The organism is Paenibacillus methanolicus, assembly GCF_008124765.1.
Taxonomy (GTDB): Bacteria; Bacillota; Bacilli; order Paenibacillales; family Paenibacillaceae; genus Paenibacillus_Z; species Paenibacillus_Z methanolicus.
In genome coordinates this window covers 630,691-651,550 of the sequence record NZ_VNHS01000002.1, presented here as the reverse complement: position 1 = coordinate 651,550, position 20,860 = coordinate 630,691, and the positions used below count along the sequence as shown (strand labels likewise).

The 20,860-nt window shown below is 58.0% G+C and carries 21 protein-coding genes; 18 read left to right on the top strand and 3 right to left on the bottom strand.

Going from position 1 to position 20,860, the window contains the following annotated elements:
• The first annotated feature begins 89 nt into the window (after positions 1-89).
• From spoIIP to hemW, 4 genes are all read left to right on the top strand, one after another.
• Entirely contained in the window at positions 90-1,418 is a 1,329-nt protein-coding gene (gene spoIIP, locus BCM02_RS07945; RefSeq protein WP_148928510.1) for a stage II sporulation protein P, read from the top strand.
• Positions 1,419-1,472: 54 nt separating this feature from the next.
• Positions 1,473-1,934, top strand: a complete 462-nt coding sequence (locus BCM02_RS07940; RefSeq protein WP_148928509.1) for a hypothetical protein — start codon at positions 1,473-1,475, stop codon at positions 1,932-1,934.
• A 67-nt stretch (positions 1,935-2,001) separates the two neighbouring features.
• The gene (lepA, locus tag BCM02_RS07935; protein WP_148928508.1) at positions 2,002-3,816 is read left to right on the top strand and encodes a translation elongation factor 4; all 1,815 of its coding nucleotides are present in this window, start codon (positions 2,002-2,004) and stop codon (positions 3,814-3,816) included.
• 90 nt (positions 3,817-3,906) lie between these two features.
• Positions 3,907-5,067: a radical SAM family heme chaperone HemW gene (hemW, locus tag BCM02_RS07930; protein WP_148928507.1), complete on the top strand. Its 1,161-nt coding sequence runs from the start codon at positions 3,907-3,909 to the stop codon at positions 5,065-5,067.
• Positions 5,068-5,228: 161 nt separating this feature from the next.
• Here hemW and BCM02_RS07925 read toward each other — a convergent pair whose 3' ends face one another.
• Positions 5,229-5,816 carry a DUF1572 family protein gene (locus tag BCM02_RS07925; protein ID WP_148928506.1) on the bottom strand — a complete coding sequence of 196 codons (588 nt, stop codon included), beginning with the start codon at positions 5,814-5,816 and terminating at the stop codon, positions 5,229-5,231.
• A gap of 186 nt (positions 5,817-6,002) precedes the next feature.
• Here BCM02_RS07925 and BCM02_RS07920 point away from each other — a divergent pair, with 186 nt between their 5' ends.
• The 13 genes from BCM02_RS07920 (at position 6,003) to deoC (ending at position 17,528) form a co-directional block, all read left to right on the top strand.
• Positions 6,003-6,470, top strand: a complete 468-nt coding sequence (locus tag BCM02_RS07920; protein WP_148928505.1) for an N-acetyltransferase — start codon at positions 6,003-6,005, stop codon at positions 6,468-6,470.
• A gap of 245 nt (positions 6,471-6,715) precedes the next feature.
• Positions 6,716-7,741, top strand: coding sequence for a heat-inducible transcriptional repressor HrcA (gene hrcA / locus BCM02_RS07915; RefSeq protein WP_148928504.1), 1,026 nt, complete (start codon positions 6,716-6,718; stop codon positions 7,739-7,741).
• A 32-nt stretch (positions 7,742-7,773) separates the two neighbouring features.
• A complete protein-coding gene (gene grpE / locus BCM02_RS07910; RefSeq protein WP_281288153.1) occupies positions 7,774-8,334 on the top strand; it encodes a nucleotide exchange factor GrpE in 561 nt (186 codons plus the stop codon).
• Positions 8,335-8,406: 72 nt separating this feature from the next.
• Complete coding sequence (gene dnaK, locus BCM02_RS07905; RefSeq protein WP_148928502.1) at positions 8,407-10,245, top strand: molecular chaperone DnaK; 1,839 nt, start codon at positions 8,407-8,409, stop codon at positions 10,243-10,245.
• Between the two features lie 215 nt (positions 10,246-10,460).
• Complete coding sequence (gene dnaJ, locus BCM02_RS07900; RefSeq protein WP_148928501.1) at positions 10,461-11,582, top strand: molecular chaperone DnaJ; 1,122 nt, start codon at positions 10,461-10,463, stop codon at positions 11,580-11,582.
• A gap of 83 nt (positions 11,583-11,665) precedes the next feature.
• Positions 11,666-11,818 carry a YfhD family protein gene (locus tag BCM02_RS07895; protein WP_148928500.1) on the top strand — a complete coding sequence of 51 codons (153 nt, stop codon included), beginning with the start codon at positions 11,666-11,668 and terminating at the stop codon, positions 11,816-11,818.
• 15 nt (positions 11,819-11,833) lie between these two features.
• Complete coding sequence (locus BCM02_RS07890; protein WP_148928499.1) at positions 11,834-12,028, top strand: hypothetical protein; 195 nt, start codon at positions 11,834-11,836, stop codon at positions 12,026-12,028.
• Between the two features lie 192 nt (positions 12,029-12,220).
• Positions 12,221-13,189 (top strand): 50S ribosomal protein L11 methyltransferase, encoded by a 969-nt coding sequence (prmA, locus tag BCM02_RS07885; protein ID WP_148928498.1) that lies wholly within the window; start codon positions 12,221-12,223, stop codon positions 13,187-13,189.
• A 72-nt stretch (positions 13,190-13,261) separates the two neighbouring features.
• Positions 13,262-13,966, top strand: coding sequence for a site-2 protease family protein (locus tag BCM02_RS07880; RefSeq protein ID WP_148928497.1), 705 nt, complete (start codon positions 13,262-13,264; stop codon positions 13,964-13,966).
• Between the two features lie 119 nt (positions 13,967-14,085).
• A complete protein-coding gene (locus BCM02_RS07875) occupies positions 14,086-14,856 on the top strand; it encodes a 16S rRNA (uracil(1498)-N(3))-methyltransferase (protein ID WP_148928496.1) in 771 nt (256 codons plus the stop codon).
• A 5-nt stretch (positions 14,857-14,861) separates the two neighbouring features.
• Complete coding sequence (mtaB, locus tag BCM02_RS07870) at positions 14,862-16,220, top strand: tRNA (N(6)-L-threonylcarbamoyladenosine(37)-C(2))-methylthiotransferase MtaB (protein ID WP_148928495.1); 1,359 nt, start codon at positions 14,862-14,864, stop codon at positions 16,218-16,220.
• Positions 16,221-16,364: 144 nt separating this feature from the next.
• Positions 16,365-16,790: an NUDIX hydrolase gene (locus tag BCM02_RS07865; RefSeq protein ID WP_148928494.1), complete on the top strand. Its 426-nt coding sequence runs from the start codon at positions 16,365-16,367 to the stop codon at positions 16,788-16,790.
• A gap of 6 nt (positions 16,791-16,796) precedes the next feature.
• Positions 16,797-17,528 (top strand): deoxyribose-phosphate aldolase, encoded by a 732-nt coding sequence (deoC, locus tag BCM02_RS07860; protein ID WP_148928493.1) that lies wholly within the window; start codon positions 16,797-16,799, stop codon positions 17,526-17,528.
• On the opposite strand, the gene BCM02_RS07855 is transcribed toward deoC, so the two are convergent.
• Entirely contained in the window at positions 17,455-18,480 is a 1,026-nt protein-coding gene (locus tag BCM02_RS07855) for a Na/Pi cotransporter family protein (RefSeq protein ID WP_148928492.1), read from the bottom strand. The two genes, deoC and BCM02_RS07855, sit on opposite strands and share 74 nt — an antisense overlap.
• Before the next feature lie 131 nt (positions 18,481-18,611).
• On the opposite strand from BCM02_RS07855, the gene BCM02_RS07850 reads away from it, so the two are divergent.
• Entirely contained in the window at positions 18,612-20,075 is a 1,464-nt protein-coding gene (locus BCM02_RS07850; RefSeq protein ID WP_246183258.1) for a class I SAM-dependent rRNA methyltransferase, read from the top strand.
• 55 nt (positions 20,076-20,130) lie between these two features.
• Here the strand turns inward: BCM02_RS07850 and BCM02_RS07845 are convergent, their stop codons facing one another.
• A complete protein-coding gene (locus BCM02_RS07845; RefSeq protein WP_148928491.1) occupies positions 20,131-20,439 on the bottom strand; it encodes a CD3324 family protein in 309 nt (102 codons plus the stop codon).
• Positions 20,440-20,860 lie beyond the last annotated feature (421 nt).

The window sequence follows — 20,860 nt, the reverse complement described above, 5'->3', positions numbered from 1 at the left end:
CTTTTTTACGTTTCTACCAAAAGTGGTTCTATTGCTAGCGTTTGTCCCATAGGTTAGTAGCGGCCAACAAGTTGAAGGAGGATGCTCGTATGAAACCACCTATCCTGACATGGAACCTGGGTAAAGGAAGCCGGCGTCTGAAGCAGCTGCTCGTGACCGGTCGGATGTTCGCGTTGTTGTCGGTCGGATCGATGGTCATGGTGCTCGTTATCGGGATCGGCCTGATGATCCAGCAGAAGTCGCAGACTTCGCCCGTTTCATCCATGAAAGGATTCGCGGCTTCGGTCTCGGGCGGGACGTTCGCCAGCATGCTGGCGATGGAAGTGCCGGGGACGGAGACGGCGGGCACGCCGGCGTCGTTCTCGACCAAGCAGATGGGCGCGTTCCTCGTGCGCGTGCTGACCGACATTAATCCCCATGATCCGAAAAGCCTGCTAGCTACGGAATATCCGGGCATGGCATCCGATAATACGGTTTTGATTCGTCCGGGGGAAGTCGCCGGCGCGGATGTGGAACCGGAAGACAACCAGCCGATACATGACGGCAGCGACGATCCGGGAGATTTGGAGCCGGACGGCCAAGCCGGAGAATTTCCGGGCGATGGCTCGGGCCGACCGGGTCCGGAAGGCGAACAACCCGCGGAGGAGAAGACGGAGCAAGGCGACGGCGCAGCCGGTCAAGCGGACGGAGAGACGACGCCCCCCGTCGGAGCCGAGGCGGGCGGAACGGATGAGGGGAAGACTGACGGTACGCCCAACTCGTCGGCGCCGAAGCGCAACAGTGTTTTCATCTACCACTCGCACGCCCGCGAATCGTGGAATCCGGTCTTGGGTAAGAACGTGACCGACCCGCAATCGACGGCGAAGAACATCTCGCTGCTCGGCAAGCGGCTGGAGCAGAAGCTGGAAGAGCAGGGGATCGGCGCGATCGCTTCCGCAACCGATTATCCGTCGGCGATTAAATCGTATAAATGGGTGCTATCCTATAAATATTCCAAAAAAACGGTGACCGAAGCGATGGCGCAGCACAAGGATCTCCAATATTTCTTCGACATTCACCGCGATTCGCAAAAACGGAAATACACGACGGCGACGATCGGCGGCAAGGATTACGCCCAGGTATTCTTCATCGTCGGCCACGGCAATCCGAATTGGGAGAAGAACGAAGCGTTCGCGAGCCAAATCCACGAGGCGCTGGAGAAAGCGTATCCGGGCATCTCGCGCGGCATCTGGGGCAAATCAAGCAAGAACGGGAACGGCGAGTATAACCAGTCGCTCTCGCCGGAGAGCTTACTGATCGAAGTCGGCGGCATCGACAACACGCTCGAAGAGTCGAATCGGACGATCGACGCCTTGGCGAAGGTCATTGCGGGACTATATTGGAAGGACGAGAAAGTCAACGCGAAGGTAGCAAGCTAATAGAAGGGCGGTCTCCCGTAGAACGCCGGATGGATGAGGAAAGGAGCGGATAAGATGCGCAAGCAACCGTTGAAATGGGGAATCGTCGGCGGGATGATCGTCTTGATGGTCATGTTCGGCATCGATGTGGCGACAAGCGGGGTGGAACGGATTTATGGACCGGTTGAGCAGCAGGAAGCATCGCCGGTGGCGAGCCAAGGGGCGGGCATTTCGGAGAACGCGGGCCTGCAGCCGGAACCGGGATATTACCCCCGGGAGAGGGCGCAGGAGCCGGTCGTGCCGGTCTATCGGCCAACCGTGGGCGAGGCGCAGCGCTATCCCGAACGGGCTGCCGAGGCGGATGCGCGCGCTTACGAGCTCCAGGAGCGCGAGAACGAGCGGCTGCCCGGCATACCGGATTTGCGGGACGACACGACGGTCGACAAGCTGGCCGACGGCACGGCCGGCGCGCTGCAGTCCCTCTCGTCGCAAGGCATTCGCTTCGTCGTTTCCCTCTTCGAATCCGTTACGGATTGATGGCCGCCACGCGAACTGATATACTGTATAGAATGGCTAGCAATATCGTAATTTCTGGGGGTTAGGCATGGCTGACGTACGTGACCGACAAAAGAAAATCCGCAATTTTTCCATCATTGCCCATATTGACCACGGCAAATCGACGCTTGCGGATCGGATTCTGGAATACACCGGAGCGCTGACTTCCCGCGAAATGCAGGAACAAGTGCTCGATCAAATGGATTTGGAACGAGAACGCGGCATCACCATAAAGCTGCAGGCCGTTCGGCTTAATTACAAGGCGGACGACGGCGAGACGTATATTTTGAACCTGATCGATACGCCGGGACACGTCGATTTTACGTACGAAGTATCCCGAAGCATGGCGGCCTGCGAAGGCGCGCTGCTCGTCGTCGACGCGGCGCAGGGCATTGAAGCTCAGACGCTGGCGAACGTCTACTTGGCACTCGACAACAATCTCGAAGTGCTTCCGGTCATCAACAAGATCGACCTGCCGAGCGCGGAGCCGGAGCGGGTGAAGCAGGAAGTCGAGGACGTGATCGGCCTGGACGCGAGCGACGCCGTTCTGGCTTCCGCGAAGGCGGGCATCGGGATCAAAGAAATTCTCGAGCAGGTCGTGGCGAAAGTACCGGCGCCGACCGGCGATCCAGACCAGCCGCTGAAGGCGCTTATCTTCGACTCGCACTATGACCCTTACAAAGGCGTTATCGTGTACGTGCGCGTCATGGACGGCAGCATCAAGACCGGCAAGAAAATCCGCTTCATGGCGACGGGAGCCGAATTCGAAGTCATCGAGGTCGGCGCGTTCAAGCCGCGCATGGGCATCGTGGACGAGCTGGCCGTCGGCGACGTCGGCTTTGTCGTGGCGGGCATCAAGAACGTGAAGGACACGCGCGTCGGCGATACGGTGACGGAAGCGAAGAATCCGGCGTCGGAGCCGCTGCCGGGTTACCGGAAGATCAACCCGATGGTATACTGCGGCCTGTACCCGATCGAGACGCAGGACTACAACGATCTGCGCGAAGCGCTCGAGAAGCTGGAGCTGAACGACGCTTCGCTCAGCTATGAGCCGGAGACGTCCACCGCGCTCGGATTCGGTTTCCGCTGCGGCTTCCTCGGCCTGCTCCACATGGAGATCATCCAGGAGCGGATCGAGCGCGAATTCAATATTCCGCTCATCACGACCGCGCCGAGCGTTATTTACAAGGTCACGCTGACCAACGGCGACGTGCTGTCGATCGACAACCCTTCGAACTATCCGGAGGTTGGCAAGATCGACTTCGTCGAAGAGCCGTATGTCAAAGCGGGCGTTATCGTCCCGAACGATTACGTCGGCGCGATCATGGAGCTTTGCCAGAGCAAGCGCGGCGAATTCGTGAACATGGAGTACCTGGATACGAATCGCGTCACGCTGACGTATAACATTCCGCTGTCGGAGGTCGTCTACGACTTCTTCGATCAGCTCAAGTCGAGCACGAAGGGCTACGCTTCGTTCGATTACGAGCTGTCCGGCTACCGTCAATCGAAGCTCGTCAAGATGGACATCATGCTCAACAACGAGCAGGTGGACGCCTTATCCGTCATCGTGCACCGCGATCGCGCTTATCAGCGCGGACGCATCATTTGCGAGAAAATGAAAGAATTGATTCCTCGCCAAATGTTCGAGGTACCGATCCAAGCTTCCATCGGCAACAAGGTTATCGCCCGCGAGACGGTCAAAGCGATGCGCAAGAACGTCTTGGCCAAGTGCTACGGCGGCGACATCAGCCGGAAGCGGAAGTTGCTCGAGAAGCAGAAGGAAGGCAAGAAGCGGATGAAGCAGGTCGGTAGCGTCGAAGTACCGCAGGAAGCGTTCATGGCCGTCCTGAAGATCGACGAATAGGTCTACAAGCGCACGTCCATATCAACCAGAGCTCTTACGAAAGGGTCACCGCCAGCGTGGCCCTTTTTCAATGGAAAGGGGGCAGGAGGAATGCTGCTTCATACGCCTCGCGCGTTATATATTCACATTCCGTTTTGCACGAACAAATGCCATTACTGCGATTTCACGTCCTATGTCTTGAAGGGCCAGCCCGTCGACGAATATTTGGAGGCGCTCGAGCGGGAGATGGTCGCGACCGTGGAGGCGATGCCGCCGGAGGAGATCCGTACCGTATTCGTCGGCGGCGGGACGCCGACCGTGCTGACGCCGCCGCAGATGGAGCGATTCTTGGCGATGGTCAAGCGGCACTTCCCGCTCGCCGCGGACGTCGAATTCTCGATGGAAGCGAACCCGGGGACGGTGGAGCCGGACAAGCTGGCGGCGATGCGCGAAGGCAGCGTGAACCGGATCAGCTTCGGCGTGCAGTCGTTCGATAATGCGCTGCTTGAGCGTATCGGCCGCATTCATAACGTGGACGACGTCTATCGGAGCATTGAGCAGGCGCGTTCGGCGGGCTTCGCCAATTTGTCGATCGACCTCATGTTCGGCCTTCCGGGACAGTCGGTGGAGACGCTGGCGGATAGCGTGTCCCGGGCGCTCGCGCTCGAGTTGACGCACTACTCGCTGTACGGGCTGAAGGTCGAGGAGAATACGCTGTTCCACAAGCTCTACGAGCGCAACGAGCTGCCGTTGCCGCCCGAAGAAGACGAGCTGGCGATGTATATGCACCTGATCGAACGCCTGACCGGCGCGGGCTACGGCCATTACGAGATCAGCAACTTCGCCAAGCCGGGGTTCGAGAGCCGGCATAACATCACGTACTGGCGTAACGAGCCTTATTACGGGCTCGGCGCGGGCGCGCACGGCTACGCAAAGGGCTTGCGGCACGTGAACGTGAAGGGCGTGCAGCCGTATATCGACGCCACGCTATCCCGTCTGCCTCGCTTGAGCACGGAGACGGTGGAGGAGCGCGAAGCGATGGAGGACTTCATGATGGTCGGTCTTCGCATGCTGCGCGGCGTGAGGAACGCGGACTTCATGGCGCAATTCGATGGCCGCCGGATCGAGGACGCGTTCGAGGGGACGGTCGGCCGCCTCGTGGCGGATGGGCTGCTTGATCGAGCGGCGGACGGCGATGGCGGCGGCTACAAGCTGTCGGCCAAAGGCGTACCGCTCGGCAACGAAGTGTTCGGCGCTTTCCTAGGCGAGTAACGCGATCCGATTGCTCGTTAAGCGGATTTGGCGATGTACATGCCAGATTAGCGCAATGATGAACAACGAAAGACAACCATTTTCTCGCGGAGAAGATGGTTGTCTTTTTACTTTAGTAGTAAGTTGTGCGGGCTCAACCCCCATCGGCTGCCTTTCGAGGGCTAGCTCTTATGGCGTTCCGCCGTTCCCGTGCCTTTGGCGGCATTGAACGCGTTCGATCCGCCCTTCGGAATGCTCAGCGTTTGCCAGGCTGACGAACGGTACGCTTTAGCCGCATAGACCAGCTGGCCGACATGATAGCCGTAATGCGAGATTTGACGGTGTATCGCTTGAACGACCGTATGCGCTTCGCCGCGAATCGTGACCGTCCGCAGCAGATCGTCCGGCGTGAGCGTCGTAAGCGTGCCTAGCAGCGCCGCCCACCCCTGTTCCCATTTGGCGAGCAGCTCAGAGGAGGGTGCGTCGTCATCCTCGAATTCCGCGTCGCGGTTGCGGCCGGGCTTCTCGCCGTCGGTGGTGAGAAAGTCCGTCCAGCGGGAAAGCATATTGCCGTGCAAATGATTGATGATGATCGCGATGTTGTTCGACTCCGGTTCGGGCCTCCATCGAAACCCGGCTTCGGGCAGCTGAGCGAGCGATTTGTCGCCGAGTTTTTTCAACCCTTGAAAATCGCTCCTCGATTGCGCTAAGACATGCTCGGCAAGATCGAAATTCGGTTCACGGTTCACTGAATTCACACTCCCATTCATTTACCAATAGAATAACGCGCGGCCGCTACGGTGGATAGACAAAATCATTTATCGCCCTGATTAATACTTCTTCATGCGGTGCGCTAGATCGCCGGAGGAACGGGAAATTTGTGCTTGTGTACTCATACACTCTGTTGTATATTTATTCATATTAAAAAGACGGAGTACCGGGTGGAGGCGAGCGCGATGCAAGCAGTGGTCACATGCAGAAAAGCGGGAACGCAGGACGTAGAGGCGTTGTTTACATTAATAGAAGGTTATGCACGACAAGGGATCATGCTGCCGCGATCGCGCGCCGCCCTGGAACGGATGATACACACGTTCGTCGTAGCCGAAGTGGACGGCGTCGTCGTCGGCTGCGGTTCGTTGTTTAAATTGGGAACCGATCTGGTCGAGATCCGCTCTCTCGGGATGACGGATGGGTATCGCGGTCTCGGCATCGGCAACAAGTTGGTCGAGTTTCTGCTTCAAGAAGCGAAGGAGCAGGGGCTGCATAAAGTAATGGCGCTGACGTACGCGGTGAATTTTTTCGAGCGCAACGGCTTTCACGTGGTGAACAAAGAGATTTTTCCCGAAAAGGTGTGGACCGATTGCGTCAACTGCGCGAAGCAGCACGCATGCGATGAGATCGCGGTATTGAAGGTGTTGAATTAAATAGCGACCGTTTCATTCCTGGCATGACTTGAATGAAGCGGTCTTTTTATATGCGGATATCAGGACTCTGTCGCGGCGAAAATACAAGTGACGCTCTTGAATGCATTCGCAACTTTAACCGCCGAACCGACTTGACAATCCGCGAGCGGTTTTGGTATTTTTGTATTAGTGATTAGCACTCGACGACACTGAGTGCTAACGAAGTGATAAGACGGTATGCCAGCAAGGGAAGAGGGGGAGTATGGATGCTAACAGAACGCCAAAGAATGATTTTGAACGCCATCATCGATGATTACATCCGCTCCGCTGAGCCGGTTGGCTCGCGCAGCATTTCCAAACGGGGCGATGTCGGATTCAGCGCCGCCACGATTCGTAACGAAATGGCCGATCTGGAGGAGCTTGGTTTTCTCGAGCAGCCTCACACGTCGGCAGGACGCGTCCCTTCCACCAAAGGCTATCGGTATTACGTCGACCATTTGGTGAAGCTCGGCGAAGTGAACGACTCCGATTTGACGAAGATCCGTTCCTTCTTTACCGAGAAAATGACCCAAATGGAAGAAGTCATTCAGCACGCGGCAACGATATTATCGAGCTTGACCAATTATACGTCGATTGTGCTGGGTCCCGAATCGTACGCGAATTCGCTCAAGCATTTTCAGCTCGTGCCCATTAGCGACGATGCCGCGGTGGCGATTATCGTCACGAATACGGGCCATGTCGAGAATCGGACGATTTCGATTCCGCCGGATATGTCCATGTCGGACATCGAGCGGGCGGTTAACATTTTGAATACGAAGCTGATCGGCGTGCCGCTGATTCGGTTGAAAGCCAAAATGCATACCGAAGTCGGTCAGGAGCTCGGCCGCTACGTCGACCAGTGCGAGCGTCTGCTTGGCGTATTGGACGATGCGTTTAATACGGAGGACGAGAACCGCGTATTCTTGAGCGGCACGACGAACATGCTTACCCAGCCGGAATTCAAGGACGTCGACAAGGTGAAGACGCTGCTCGATCTGTTCGGGGAGACGCCGACGCTCATGCGCATGTTTGCCGGACAGCCGGTCGGTATCCAAGTACGCATCGGCAGCGAGAATTCCCATGAGGCGATCAGCAATTGCAGCTTGATCACGGCTACTTATTCGGTAGACGGGGTGTCCGCGGGTACAATAGGAATATTAGGGCCGACGCGGATGGATTACGCGAAAGTCATCGGGCTGCTCGATGTCTTGTCCAAAGACATGGCCGTGCTGCTCGGCCGTTGGTACAAGTGATCTTATACGATTAGCAGGAGGTGAAGCGACACGTGAGCGCGAACGAACAGCCATTAACGGAAGAACAAGTACAGAACGAAGAAACTACGGTGGACGCTTCCGAGGCGGCTCAAGCCGAGGCGCAAGACGCCGGCGCGGTGGAAGATTCTCGTATCGCCGAGCTAACCAAGCTTGCGGAGGAGAACCAGCAGCGCTATCTGCGCGCGCAGGCGGATTTTGATAATTTCCGTCGCCGCACGCAGAAGGAGAAAGAAGATTTGGCCCGCTATGCTTCCGAGCAGCTGATCAAGCAGCTGCTGCCGGTGGTCGATAACTTCGGCCGCGCGCTGGAAGCGTCGAAGAACGGCGGAGATGCCGAATCGTTCGCCAAGGGCGTGGACATGATTTTCCGCCAACTGGAGCAGACGCTCGAGTCCGAAGGGCTCAAGGCGATGGAAACGATTGGCCAGCCGTTCAACCCCGATTTTCACCAAGCGATCATGCAAGTGGAGTCGGACGAGCACGAGGAAGGCGTCGTCGTCGAAGAAGTGCAGAAGGGCTACGTCCTGAAGGACCGCGTTCTGCGTCCCGCGATGGTGAAAGTAAGCGGCTAATCCGGCGCTTCATATAGCGAACTAACGAACTACAACCTATACTTATCGAGATCTTGAAGGAGGACACTTATTATGAGTAAAGTAATCGGTATTGACTTGGGTACGACAAACTCCTGCGTAGCAGTAATGGAAGGCGGCGAAGCCGTCGTTATCCCGAATCCGGAGGGCAACCGCACGACGCCATCGGTCGTCGGTTTCAAGAAAGACGGGGAGCGCATCGTCGGCGAATCCGCTAAGCGTCAAGCGATCACGAACCCGGACCGCACGATCATCTCGATCAAGCGCCACATGGGCACGAACCACAAAGAAACGATCGACGGCAAGGACTTCTCGCCGCAAGAGATTTCCGCGATCATCCTGCAGAAGCTCAAATCCGATGCCGAAGCCTACCTTGGCCAAACGGTAACGCAAGCGGTTATCACGGTACCGGCTTACTTTAACGACAGCCAGCGCCAAGCAACCAAGGATGCGGGCAAAATCGCGGGTCTCGAAGTACTGCGTATCGTCAACGAGCCGACGGCGGCCGCGCTTGCATACGGTCTGGAGAAATCCGAAGACCAAACGATTCTCGTCTATGACCTCGGCGGCGGCACGTTCGACGTCTCTATCCTGGAGCTTGGCGACGGTTTCTTCGAAGTTAAAGCGACAAGCGGCGACAACAGCCTCGGCGGCGACGACTTCGACCAAGTGATCATCGACTACCTGGCAACGGAGTTCAACAAAGAACACGGCATCGACCTGCGCAAAGACAAAGCAGCCGTACAACGTCTGAAAGACGCAGCCGAGAAAGCAAAGAAAGAGCTGTCCGGCGTCCTGACGTCCACGATCTCCCTGCCGTTCATCACGATGGTAGACGGCGTGCCGCAGCACTTGGAGACGACGCTTACGCGCGCCAAGTTCGAAGAACTGTCCGCTTCGCTGGTCGAGCGTACGCTTGGCCCGACTCGTCAAGCGCTTAGCGATGCAGGCATGACGCCAGCCAATATCGACAAAATCGTGCTGGTCGGCGGCTCCACGCGTATTCCGGCCGTGCAAGAAGCGATCAAGAAGCTGACGGGCAAAGAGCCGCACAAAGGCGTAAACCCGGACGAAGTCGTCGCCCTCGGCGCAGCGGTTCAAGCTGGCGTCTTGACCGGCGACGTCAAAGACGTAGTCTTGCTCGACGTTACTCCGCTCTCCCTCGGCATCGAGACGGCAGGCGGCGTATTCACGAAGATGATCGACCGCAACACGACGATCCCGACAAGCAAATCGCAGGTATACTCGACTTATGCGGATAACCAGCCTAGCGTAGAGATCCACGTGCTCCAAGGCGAGCGTCAAATGGCGGCCGGCAACAAAACGCTCGGCAAGTTTACGCTGGGCGATATCCCGCTCGCGCCGCGCGGCGTTCCTCAAATCGAAGTGACGTTCGACATCGACGCCAACGGCATCGTGAACGTATCGGCGCTGGATAAAGGCACGGGCAAGAGCCAGAAGATCACGATTACGTCCTCGAGCGGCCTGTCCGACGAAGAGATCGAGCGCATGATGAAAGACGCCGAGCTGAACGCGGAAGAAGACCGCAAACGCCGCGAGCTGGTCGAAGCGAAGAACAACGCGGATCAACTCGTGTACTCGGTCGACAAGACGATCAAAGACCTCGGCGACAAAGTAGATGCCGGCGAGATCGCCAAAGCGGAAGAAGCGAAAGAGAAAGTGAAAAAAGCGCTGGAGTCCGACAACCTCGAAGAAATCACCGCGGCAACGAACGAGCTGACCGAAATCGTGCAGCAGCTGTCCGTGAAGCTGTATGAGCAAGCATCGCAAGCGCAACAAGGCGCGGAAGGCGCGGCTAACGCCGGCGGCGAAGCGAAAAGCAAAGATAATGTTGTTGACGCCGACTACGAAGTCGTGGACGATAAGAAGTAATCGAAGCGTGACGGGGGAGCCCTTCCGGGCTCCTCCTCCGTTTTAATCAAGATCAGAGAGTGACGTTTTTTCTTGCGTACACTCGTCTGATCTTTTTGGCGAGAAGAGTTCGGACGAATCCGCTAGGATGGCGAGAGAAGAGACCGCGGCTTTTGAGGGCGATATGCGCGCAATAGAGGCCGGCGGGTTAAACAAGTGGACGGGGTGAACGGGTTTTGGCAGACAAGCGGGATTATTACGAGATACTCGAGCTAGGCAAGAATGCCTCGGAGGACGAGATTAAGAAGGCGTACCGGAAGCTGGCGCGTCAGTATCATCCGGACGTGAACAAGGCGGCGGACGCGGAGACGAAGTTCAAGGAAGTAAAGGAAGCGTACGACGTCCTGAGCGACAGCGGCAAGCGGGCGACCTATGACCAATACGGACATGTGGACCCGAATCAAGGATTCGGCGGCGGCGGAGCAGGCGACTTCTCGGGCGGCTTCGGCGATATTTTCGACATGTTCTTCGGCGGCGGCGGCGGTCGGCGCGATCCGAACGCGCCGCAGCGCGGGAACGATCTGCAGTATACGATGACGATCGAATTCAAGGAAGCGATATTCGGCAAGGAAACGGAAATTACGATTCCGCGCACCGAATCGTGCGACACGTGCCATGGTTCGGGCGCAAAGCCGGGTACGAAACCGGAGACTTGTTCGGTATGTAAAGGCTCCGGCCAACAGGAAGTCGTGCAGAACACGCCTTTCGGCCGCATGGTCAACCGCCGCGCCTGCACGAATTGCAGCGGTTCCGGGCGCATCATCAAGGACAAATGCGGCACGTGCCATGGCGCGGGCAAAGTGAAACGTCAGCGCAAAATCAACGTCCGCATTCCGGCCGGCGTAGACGAAGGCGCTCAAATCCGCCTCTCCGGCGAAGGCGAAGCTGGTCAGCGAGGCGGCCCGGCAGGCGATCTGTACATCGTCATCCGCGTGAAATCTCACGAATTCTTCGAACGCGAAGGTGACGACATTTATTGCGAAGTGCCGCTGACGTTCGCGCAGGCGGCGCTCGGCGACGAAATCGAGATCCCGACGCTGACCGAGAAAGTGAAGCTGAAGATTCCGGCAGGGACGCAGACCGGAACTTATTTCCGCCTGAAAGGCAAGGGCGTTCCGCGTCTTCGCGGCTACGGACAAGGCGATCAGCACGTCAAGGTGACGGTCGTCACGCCGACGAACCTGACCGAAGACCAAAAGGAGCTGCTGCGCCAGTTCGCGGGCGTAGCCGGGGAGTCGACAAGCGAGCATCACGAGTCGATCTTCGAGAAAATGAAACGCGCGTTCCGCGGGGACTAATCCGCGCGGCGAATAAGCATAGTTTCGCCTTCCGCTGCTCATCCTAGTTGTTGGTGTTCATTCCGATATAGGAGGCGGCAACAATGACGGAACAGGAATTTAAGGAAGGCAGCTTTAGCCATTTGCCGATCGGCAAGAACGAAGACGTGGAATTTTCGGCGGAATTGGCGGATGCGGACGATATCGAAGCCCAGAAGCGCGCCGCGGCAGCCGACGCCCGCGCCGAGAAGGCGTAAGGGAGCGTGCCGGAAGTGGCGACACAGATCGAAGCCAGTTTTCCTGCGGGAGGCTCCACGCGCGAGGCGGAGCTGAAGCTGCAGGCGCTGCGCGCCCGCGAAGTGACGGCCGGCGAAGAAGGCGTGATTCGAGCCACAGTGGACGACGATCAAGTCGACCGCGTGCTGCATGTCATCGCCGAGCTGGGCGGCACGCCGCAGCTTAATTAGTCCGATACGCGAGAGCGAATCACTTTAGAGTGGAAAGGTCATGTGCGAAGCTATCAGGGTTCTAACCGGCCCAAGGCTTATGCGCATGGCCTTTTTGTGCGCAGGGCGCGTTCTGTTGTAATATAGAGAAGATGGGTTGACGAGCTTACGGGCAATCGGACGCCACTACCATATTCGGGAGGCAGTACATAGATGAAATGGCATGAGATAACGGTCGAGACGACGGAAGAAGCGACCGAGATGATTTCGAATTTTTTGCATGAACTGGACGCCGGCGGCGTATCCATTGAAGAATCCGGTACGCTGAACAAGCCGCGCGACACGTCGCTGGGCCAATGGTACGAGCATCCGCTGAACGATATTCCGGAAGGCCAGGCGGTTATTAAGGCGTACTTCTACGAGGAAGCAGATCCGGAGGAGATCATGGAGACAATCCGGCCGCGCATCGAACAGCTGCGCGAATTCGATATCGATCCGGGGGATTTTATTATTTCGGCGGCGCTGGTCGACGACGAGGACTGGGCGAACGCTTGGAAGCAATACTTCAAGCCGATTCGCGTGTCGGAGCGATTGACGATCAAGCCGACGTGGGAAGACTACGCGCCTGGTCCTGACGAGCGAATTATCGAGCTGGATCCGGGCATGGCCTTCGGTACCGGCACGCACCCGACGACCGCGCTTTGCTTGCGAACGCTGGAATCCGTTATCCAAGGCGGCGAAGAAGTTATCGACGTAGGCACCGGCTCAGGCGTCCTGGCGATCGGCGCGATGAAGCTGGGCGCGAAGCGCGTGCTGGCGCTCGACCTCGACCCGGTTGCCGTGTCGTCGGCAACGGAGAACACGCGGCTGAACGGGCTGGAGGACAGCATTCAAGTCCATCTGAGCGATCTGCTCGGCATTTTGCAAGCGAAGGAAGAGAGCGGCCCGGTGAACGTGTCGGTACCGGTCGACGTCGTCGTCGCGAACATTTTGGCGGAGATCATTCTGCTCTTCCTTGATGACGTATACGCGGCGCTGAAGCCGGGCGGTACGTATATCGCGTCGGGCATTTGGAAGAACAAAGAAGCGGACGTGGAAGCGGGCTTGCTGAAAGCGGGCTTCACGATCAAAGACCGCCAGCGGGATCAGGACTGGATCGCGTTCGTGGCCGTGCGTCCTTAGTAGCCAAGAGTATACACAATTTCACGGCCTGCCGGGAAGGGCAACCTTCCCAGGTCTCGCGGGAGGCGAAGCATGAATTTCTTATGGTATCCGTTGGAGGACATCCCGTTTATCTTTATCGTGCTTGTCCTGTCGTTCTCGCTCCATGAATTTGCGCATGCTTACAGCGCTTATAAATTCGGCGACCGAACAGCTTACGACGCGGGGCGCGTCACGTTGAATCCGCGCGCTCACATCGACGTATTCGGCACCATTCTCATTTTACTTGCCGGTTTCGGGTGGGCGAAACCTGTGCCGGTGAACCGGGGGAGATTCAAGCATCCGCGGTTGATGGGAATCATCGTGTCTGCCGTTGGCCCCCTGAGCAATCTGCTGCTTGCCGTTATCGGGATTCTCGGCGTGCTGGTGCTCAACCAGTTCGGCGTTTTCGAGACAAGTTCGGTCGGCGTAAGAAAGGCTCTTGTTCATTTCTTTTATTATCTAATCAATATCAATGCGATTTTGCTCGTGTTTAACCTTATCCCGCTTCCGCCCCTCGACGGCTACCGGATTATTCAGGATCTCGTTCCTTTGAGAATACGTTACAGGATGGACATGAACGAGCAATGGGGGTTCTTTATTTTTCTCCTGCTCGTGTTTATTCCGCCGCTTAATGCCGTTACGATCGCGCCGCTTTATGCGCAGGCGACGGAATTTGTTTGGGGAATACGGGATTCGTTGGCACCGATGTTCGACCCGGTCGATTGGGATCAATTCGTTCGGGATTTCGCGACGTGAATATGAACTTCGGCGTCTGCCAAATGTTTAAAGTGCTAGCGTGGCGGGCATAAAACGTGTATGATGTAGGTTGAAGTTTTTATGCGGTTTAAAGTTTACGACGAAGGGTATTTCGAACCATGCAGCGATACTTTGTAACGCCGGAGAGCATGTCCGATCAGGACGTCTTGCTCACCGGCGACGATGCCCATCATGCGGCGCGCGTCATGCGCATGGAACCGGGCGATGAAATGTTCGTCAGCGATGGACAGACGAGAACCGCGCGTGCGTCCGTACGTGCGGTTTCGCCTTCCCGGGTGGAGGCGGACATCGTGGAGTGGCTGCCGATGAGCGGAGAGCCGAACTGGTCCGTGACGGTGGCGCAGAGCTTGCCGAAGGGCGATAAAATGGAACTCGTCATTCAAAAAGGTACGGAAATCGGCGCGGCGGCGTTCATTCCGTTCGAGTCGGAGCGGATGATCGTCCAGTACGACGCGAAGAAGGAAGCGAAGCGGCTCGAGCGTTGGGGCAAAATCGCCAAGGAAGCGGCCGAGCAAGCGCACCGCAGCCGGATTCCCCGGGTGGAAGCGGTCCGTTCCTGGCGGAAGCTGATCGAATCGGTCGGCGAGTACGAACTGGTATTATTTTGTTACGAGAAGGAAGGCGGATCGGTCGGCGCGGGCATTCGCGACGCGGTTCAGGCTTACCGGAGCGGAGAGCGCGCCGCGTCGCCGCGCGTGCTGCTGATCGTCGGACCGGAAGGCGGTTTTACCGAACGCGAGGCCGAAGAAGCCGAAGCGGCGGGCGCCGTAATCGTCGGTTTGGGCAAGCGCATCCTGCGCACCGAGACGGCGGCCATGGTTGGACTCGCCTGCCTGATGTATGAATCCGGAGAAATGGGAGGCGTTTAACAGACATGCCGTCAGTTGCTTTTTACACGCTGGGCTGCAAAGTAAACTTCTATGATACGGAAGCGATTTGGCAGCTGTTCAAGAATGAAGGGTACGAGCAGGTGGATTTCGAAACGACGACCGCGGACGTGTACCTGATTAATACATGTACGGTTACGAATACGGGCGACAAGAAGAGCCGCCAAATCATCCGCCGCGCGATCCGCCGCAATCCGGACGCGATCGTAGCCGTCACGGGCTGCTATGCGCAGACGTCGCCGGCCGAGATCATGGCGATCGAAGGCGTCGATCTGGTCATCGGCACGCAGGACCGGGACAAGCTGATGGGTTACGTCGCTCAGCTGCAGGCCGAGCGCAAACCGGTCAATGCCGTGCGCAACATCATGAAGACGCGGGAGTTCGAAGAACTGGACGTGCCGGATTTCGCCGACCGTACTCGCGCGTTCTTGAAAATTCAAGAAGGCTGCAACAACTTCTGCACCTTCTGCATCATTCCTTGGTCGCGCGGTCTCTCCCGCAGCCGCGAAGCGGAGAGCATCATGAACCAGGCGCGCCAGCTCGTCGCGGCCGGATACAAGGAAATCGTGCTGACGGGTATTCATACCGGCGGTTACGGCGATGATATGGAGAATTACAAACTTTCCGATCTGCTGTGGGATTTGGATAAAGTGGAAGGACTGGAGCGCATCCGCATCAGCTCCATTGAAGCGAGTCAGATCGACGCCGACATGATCGACGTGCTGAACCGTTCGCCGAAGATGTGCCGCCACCTCCACATTCCGCTGCAGGCGGGCGACGATTCCGTGTTGAAGCGGATGCGCCGCAAATATACGACGGCCGAATTCGCCGAGAAGATTCGTCTGCTGCACGAAGCGATGCCGGGCGTGGCGATCACGACCGACGTCATCGTCGGCTTCCCGGGCGAGACGGAAGAGATGTTCGAAGCCGGCTACAAGTTCATGGAAGAGCTCGGTTTCGCCGAGATGCACGTCTTCCCTTATTCCAAGCGGACCGGCACGCCGGCAGCCCGCATGGAAGAACAGGTCGACGAAGAAGTGAAAAACGAACGGGTCCACAAGCTGATCGATTTGTCCGAGAAGATGCAATTGGCGTACGCGCAGCAGTTCATCGGCGAAGTGGTCGACGTCATTCCGGAGCGCGACTACAAAGGCGCGCCGGGCAGCGGCTTTGTAATGGGCTATTCGGGTAACTATTTGCAAGTCGTCTTCGAAGGCTCGGAGGCGCTTATCGGACAGCTGTGTCGGGTAAAAATAACCGAAGCCGGCGTAAACGAATGCAAAGGCCAGCTGGTTCGCGTCCTTGATGAACGGACGGCGGCCGTGCGCGGCAGCGAAGCCAGCTAAGCATGCCATACAAGCGTTAGCGCGCCGAAGCGCGACGTGAATAGCAATACCCCGAGTCTACAAGGATTCTGTCTCCTCATGAGGGAAGGCGGAATCCTTGCTCTACATACGCGCTATTATCGGATGAGACAGGAGGCGAAGAGCATGAAGGAAATTTCGGCGGGCGGCGTGGTGTTCCGCCGCGAAGGCGGCGTTCTGCAGGTGCAGCTCATTCAGGACCGTTACGGCAAAATTTCGCTGCCGAAGGGCAAGATGGAGCCGGGCGAAACCGTGGAGGAAACCGCGCTTCGCGAGATTGCCGAAGAGACCGGCCTGCAGGGAATGATCGTCGCGCCAATCGACCAAATTAAGTACAAGTACAACCACGAGTCCAAAGGTACCGTCGACAAAGAGGTTCACTATTATCTCGTGGAAGCTATCGGCGGCAAGCTACAGGCGCAAGTCGAAGAAATTCGCGGCGTGGAGTGGTTTGAGCCCATGGAGGCTTGGCGGCGTCAGCGCCAGTCGGGGTACAGCAACAACGACCAAATTTTGTCGGGGGCGCTTAAGCTGCTCGGCCTGGAGGTTTAACGACGGATGTTAGAGAAATGGGAACCGGGAACTCCGATCGCGAAGTTTATCGATCATACGCTGCTGAAGCCGGGCGCGACGGAGAAATACATCATCAAGCTTTGCGAAGAGGCGGCCATTCATCAGTTCTACAGCGTGTGCGTCAACGGGGCATGGGTGTCGCTTTGCCGAGAGAAGCTTGCCGATACCGGTGTCCATATCGCGGCCGTGGTCGGTTTTCCGTTGGGCGCGATGTCAACGAAAGCCAAAGTCTACGAGGCGCAGACGGCGGCTCAGGACGGCGCGAGCGAGATCGACATGGTGCTGCCGATCGGCGCCGTCGTCGAAGGCCGATACGGCGTCGTGTCCCACGATATCGCGTCGGTTGTCCGTGCCGTGGAAGGCTCGGCGATCGTGAAGGTCATACTCGAGACCGGCATGCTTAATCAGGAACAAAAAGCCGAAGCATGTCGCGTGGCGGAGGCCGCAGGCGCGCATTACGTCAAGACGTCGACCGGCTTCGGCACGGTCGGGGCGACCGAAGCCGACATTCGGCTGATGCGGGCTTCCGTCACCTCCAGGATCGGGGTGAAAGCATCGGGTGGCATCCGGGATGCCGAGACCGCCATCCGCATGTTGCAAGCGGGCGCGAATCGGTTGGGCACCAGCGCGGGCGTGGCGATCGTCAACGGACAGTCATCCGCCGAATCATCGGAAGGTAACACAGCGGAAGAGCAAGAAGCGAGCACGCTATATTGAATATCGTCTGCGCATGGGCGATTTGCGCGGCGGGCGAGGCGCCGAACCAAGCGGCAACCGTCTGAAGCTCGCCGGTGAAAGGCGCGAACAGCGCCGCCCCGCCCACGTTGAGCAGCGCATGCGACCAGGCGACGAAACGTCCGGATTTGGGGCCGCCGAACGAGACGAGGAGCGCGGTAACGCAGGTGCCGATGTTGGCGCCGAGCACGATGGCGATGCCGATCGGCACAGGCAATGCGAGCGCGCTGGCGAGACCCATGATAATCGCGATGACCGCTGCTCCGCTATGTACGGCTGCGGTTAGAATCGCGCCAGCCGCAATGCCCCAGAACACGCTGTTTTCCGCACGGCTTAGGAAGGCGTCGAACAAGCCGCTCGCTTCGACCGCGGGGCCGACCGATTGCATGAGAGCCATGCCCACGAGCAGCAGCGCGAAGCCGCCTCCGATGACCGAGCCGCTGCGCGCGGCCTGCATCCAGCGCTCGCCGGCGGATGGCGCGCCGGAGGCGGATCCGCCTCCGATCCGAACGCTTCGGAAGCCGAACAATAGCTGACCGAGACCAAGCTCGCGGAGCAGCGCCGTCGTCAACCAGAGCGCGAGGGAGAAGGTGAGCAAGGGCCAGGCCATGCTGCTAATGTTGAGGCCGATTAATTCCGTCGTCAGGCAGGTGCCGATGTTGGTGCCCAGTATAATGCCGAGCGTTCGGGGGAACGTGAGCAGCTTGGCGTTGACCAGGCCGATCGTCATAACCGTAACGGCCGTGCTGCTCTGCAGAACGGCCGTTGTTGCCGTTCCGATGAGCAGCCCGTGGAGCGGAGTGGCCGTCATTCGCTCCAGGATCGTCTGGAGATGGCGGCCGACGGACTGATGAAGCGCGAGTTCCATAGCTTTCATGCCTACCAGGAAAATAACGAAGCCGAGCGTCATCGGCAGGAGAATGTCTTGAACCATAAGGCTGCACTCCTTTGATCGGTAAAATCAACATTCAGATCAATTTATGCGGTCGAAGAAACAAGCATGACAAGCTCACGTCGGCAGGGATGCATCGAGGCGTCTTGCAAGGGGATTAGGGGAGAGGACGGATGAAGGTAATGGAGCGTCTTAAAGCGATATTGAAGAAAGAAAGAAAGAAGCGGACGGAGGGCGGTCACCCGTGGGTGTTCGCCAGCGAAATCGAGCGGATGGACGGAGAAGGACGGCCGGGGCAACTCGTGGACGTCGTGAATCATCAAGGCCGCTACTTGGCGACGGGATATTGGAATCCGCAATCCCAGATCGCGGTCCGGATTGTCGACTATAAGCCGATCGAAGCGATGGACGAGGCGTTCTTCGCCGAACGCTTCCGGCAGTGCGCGGAGCACCGCGGCCGTTTCGTGAACGGGGAGGACTGCCGGCTCGTTTATGGCGAGGCGGACTTCCTGCCGGGCCTGATCGTCGACCGTTTCGGCGGCGTACTCGTCATCCAAGTGCTGACGCTCGGGATGGAGACGCATCGGGAAGCGCTCGTGAACGCCCTCATTAGCGTGTTCGAACCCAAAGGAATCTACGAGCGGAGCGACGTCTCCGTCCGCAAACTCGAGGGACTGGAGGAACGGACGGGCGTGCTGTACGGGGAGTGCCCGCGCATCATCGAAATCCGGGAGAACGGCCTTCTGATGGAAGTAGATATCGTAGAGGGACAGAAAACGGGATATTTCTTCGATCAACGCGAGAACCGGGCTTCGATCGAACCGCTCATGCGCGGCTGGGGCGCGCGCAGCGGCATCAAGCTGGAACGCCGCATGCGCGAGGAGCTGCCGGCCGGCGGCGAAGCGGTCGCGCGCGAATTGGGCGGAGCGGCTGGCGACGATACCGGAGCGGCGCCGGCGCCCGAAGTACTGGTACCGGTCAATGCCAACGGCAAAGTGGTTACGTTCCCGCATTGGGACGGAGCGACGGTGCTGGAATGCTTCGCGCACACGGGCAGCTTCACGCTCCACGCCTGCAAATTCGGGGCGAAGAAGGTAACCTGCTTGGACGTCTCCGAACACGCGATCGAGACGGCGCGGCGGAACGTGGCGAGCAACGGGTTCGAAGACCGAGTGGAATTCGTCGTCGCGGACGCCTTCGATTATTTGCGGATGCAGGTCAAAGGTCAGGAGGAGCGCGCGGAACGCGCTCGCGCCGGCGCGGCCGGCACGACGAAGACCGATACGTCGAAGGCGCTCGGCGGCGGCGGACGGACGTGGGACGTCGTTATTCTCGATCCGCCAGCCTTCGCGAAGACTAAGAGCGCGGTAGCCGGCGCGGTGCGCGGCTACAAGGACATCAATTTGCAGGGGCTCAAGCTCGTGAACGAAGGCGGTTACCTGGTAACGGCAAGCTGCTCGTACCACATGCAGCCTGATCTGTTCCTGGAGACGATCCAGGCGGCGGCCGCCGATGCGGGCAAAATCCTGCGATTGATCGAGTGGCGCGCGGCGGGCAAGGACCATCCGCAAATCGTCGGCGTCGGCGAAGGCCACTACTTGAAGTTCGGCATATTCGAAGTGCGCAGCCGATCGTAGACGATAAAAAGGCTTCCCAACCGGCGAAATCGATTCGCGGGCGGGAAGCCTTTTTTTATGAGTAAGCGCCATGGGCGCTGGCCTGATGAATGGAAGTGCGGCGCACTTTCACGATGATTTTGCGAATGCTCTCGCCGGAGAGGTGGAATTTGCGCTCCAGCTCCGTCACGGAAGTGCCGCCGATGAAGCAGCTGTAAATCTCCTGGTTGCGAAGGGTCAATTGCTGGCGCGAGCCGCTTTTCTCGCCCCATGCCGCGCGCTGCTCCGTCTGTTTCGGGATATAGACTAGTTCCCCTTGTATGTAATGCTGCAGCTCTTTCAGTAAACTAGGGGGCAGCACATCTTTTCCATTTTTGTAGTTCAAGGTTAAGCTCCTCCTCGGATGGGTATCGAACTTGAGTGCCTACGGTCGTTGTTACGGTCCATACCATGCTTAGCCGCCTCCTTTAGTTTAATGGTGTAGCCTAAAACGCAAAAATCACGATACGTATGGCGCATCGTGGCCAAGCAACGGCGCTGCTCGCGTCCGTCCTTGTCATTATCGGGTATCGGTATATGGAAGGAGACGGGGGTTAGCCGCCTCCTCCGGAACGATTTTCGCGATTAAGCGAAAATCACCTCAGCGCTTTTCAATGCAATCAGCTCCTTTCGCGCGGTATTCGTCGGGCCCGACATCTATATTAACTCATATTTCCAAATGGGTCGCAAGCGAAAAAACGGCTATAACCGTTCTTTGCACGGGATCTCCGGCGCTGCATCGATTTACCGGTCATGAATGCGAACGT

What these genes read in the sequence shown, in the direction of transcription:
- BCM02_RS07940 (WP_148928509.1), top strand. Translation starts at nt 1,473, where the DNA reads ATGCGCAAGCAACCGTTGAAATGGGGAATCGTCGGCGGGATGATCGTC.
- BCM02_RS07875 (WP_148928496.1), top strand. Translation starts at nt 14,086, where the DNA reads ATGCAGCGATACTTTGTAACGCCGGAGAGCATGTCCGATCAGGACGTC.
- prmA (WP_148928498.1), top strand. Translation starts at nt 12,221, where the DNA reads ATGAAATGGCATGAGATAACGGTCGAGACGACGGAAGAAGCGACCGAG.
- BCM02_RS07850 (WP_246183258.1), top strand. Translation starts at nt 18,612, where the DNA reads ATGAAGGTAATGGAGCGTCTTAAAGCGATATTGAAGAAAGAAAGAAAG.
- BCM02_RS07895 (WP_148928500.1), top strand. Translation starts at nt 11,666, where the DNA reads ATGACGGAACAGGAATTTAAGGAAGGCAGCTTTAGCCATTTGCCGATC.
- lepA (WP_148928508.1), top strand. Translation starts at nt 2,002, where the DNA reads ATGGCTGACGTACGTGACCGACAAAAGAAAATCCGCAATTTTTCCATC.
- deoC (WP_148928493.1), top strand. Translation starts at nt 16,797, where the DNA reads ATGTTAGAGAAATGGGAACCGGGAACTCCGATCGCGAAGTTTATCGAT.
- BCM02_RS07880 (WP_148928497.1), top strand. Translation starts at nt 13,262, where the DNA reads ATGAATTTCTTATGGTATCCGTTGGAGGACATCCCGTTTATCTTTATC.
- hrcA (WP_148928504.1), top strand. Translation starts at nt 6,716, where the DNA reads ATGCTAACAGAACGCCAAAGAATGATTTTGAACGCCATCATCGATGAT.
- BCM02_RS07925 (WP_148928506.1), bottom strand. Translation starts at nt 5,816, where the DNA reads ATGAATGGGAGTGTGAATTCAGTGAACCGTGAACCGAATTTCGATCTT.
- BCM02_RS07865 (WP_148928494.1), top strand. Translation starts at nt 16,365, where the DNA reads ATGAAGGAAATTTCGGCGGGCGGCGTGGTGTTCCGCCGCGAAGGCGGC.
- mtaB (WP_148928495.1), top strand. Translation starts at nt 14,862, where the DNA reads ATGCCGTCAGTTGCTTTTTACACGCTGGGCTGCAAAGTAAACTTCTAT.
- hemW (WP_148928507.1), top strand. Translation starts at nt 3,907, where the DNA reads ATGCTGCTTCATACGCCTCGCGCGTTATATATTCACATTCCGTTTTGC.
- dnaK (WP_148928502.1), top strand. Translation starts at nt 8,407, where the DNA reads ATGAGTAAAGTAATCGGTATTGACTTGGGTACGACAAACTCCTGCGTA.
- BCM02_RS07855 (WP_148928492.1), bottom strand. Translation starts at nt 18,480, where the DNA reads ATGGTTCAAGACATTCTCCTGCCGATGACGCTCGGCTTCGTTATTTTC.
- BCM02_RS07920 (WP_148928505.1), top strand. Translation starts at nt 6,003, where the DNA reads ATGCAAGCAGTGGTCACATGCAGAAAAGCGGGAACGCAGGACGTAGAG.
- spoIIP (WP_148928510.1), top strand. Translation starts at nt 90, where the DNA reads ATGAAACCACCTATCCTGACATGGAACCTGGGTAAAGGAAGCCGGCGT.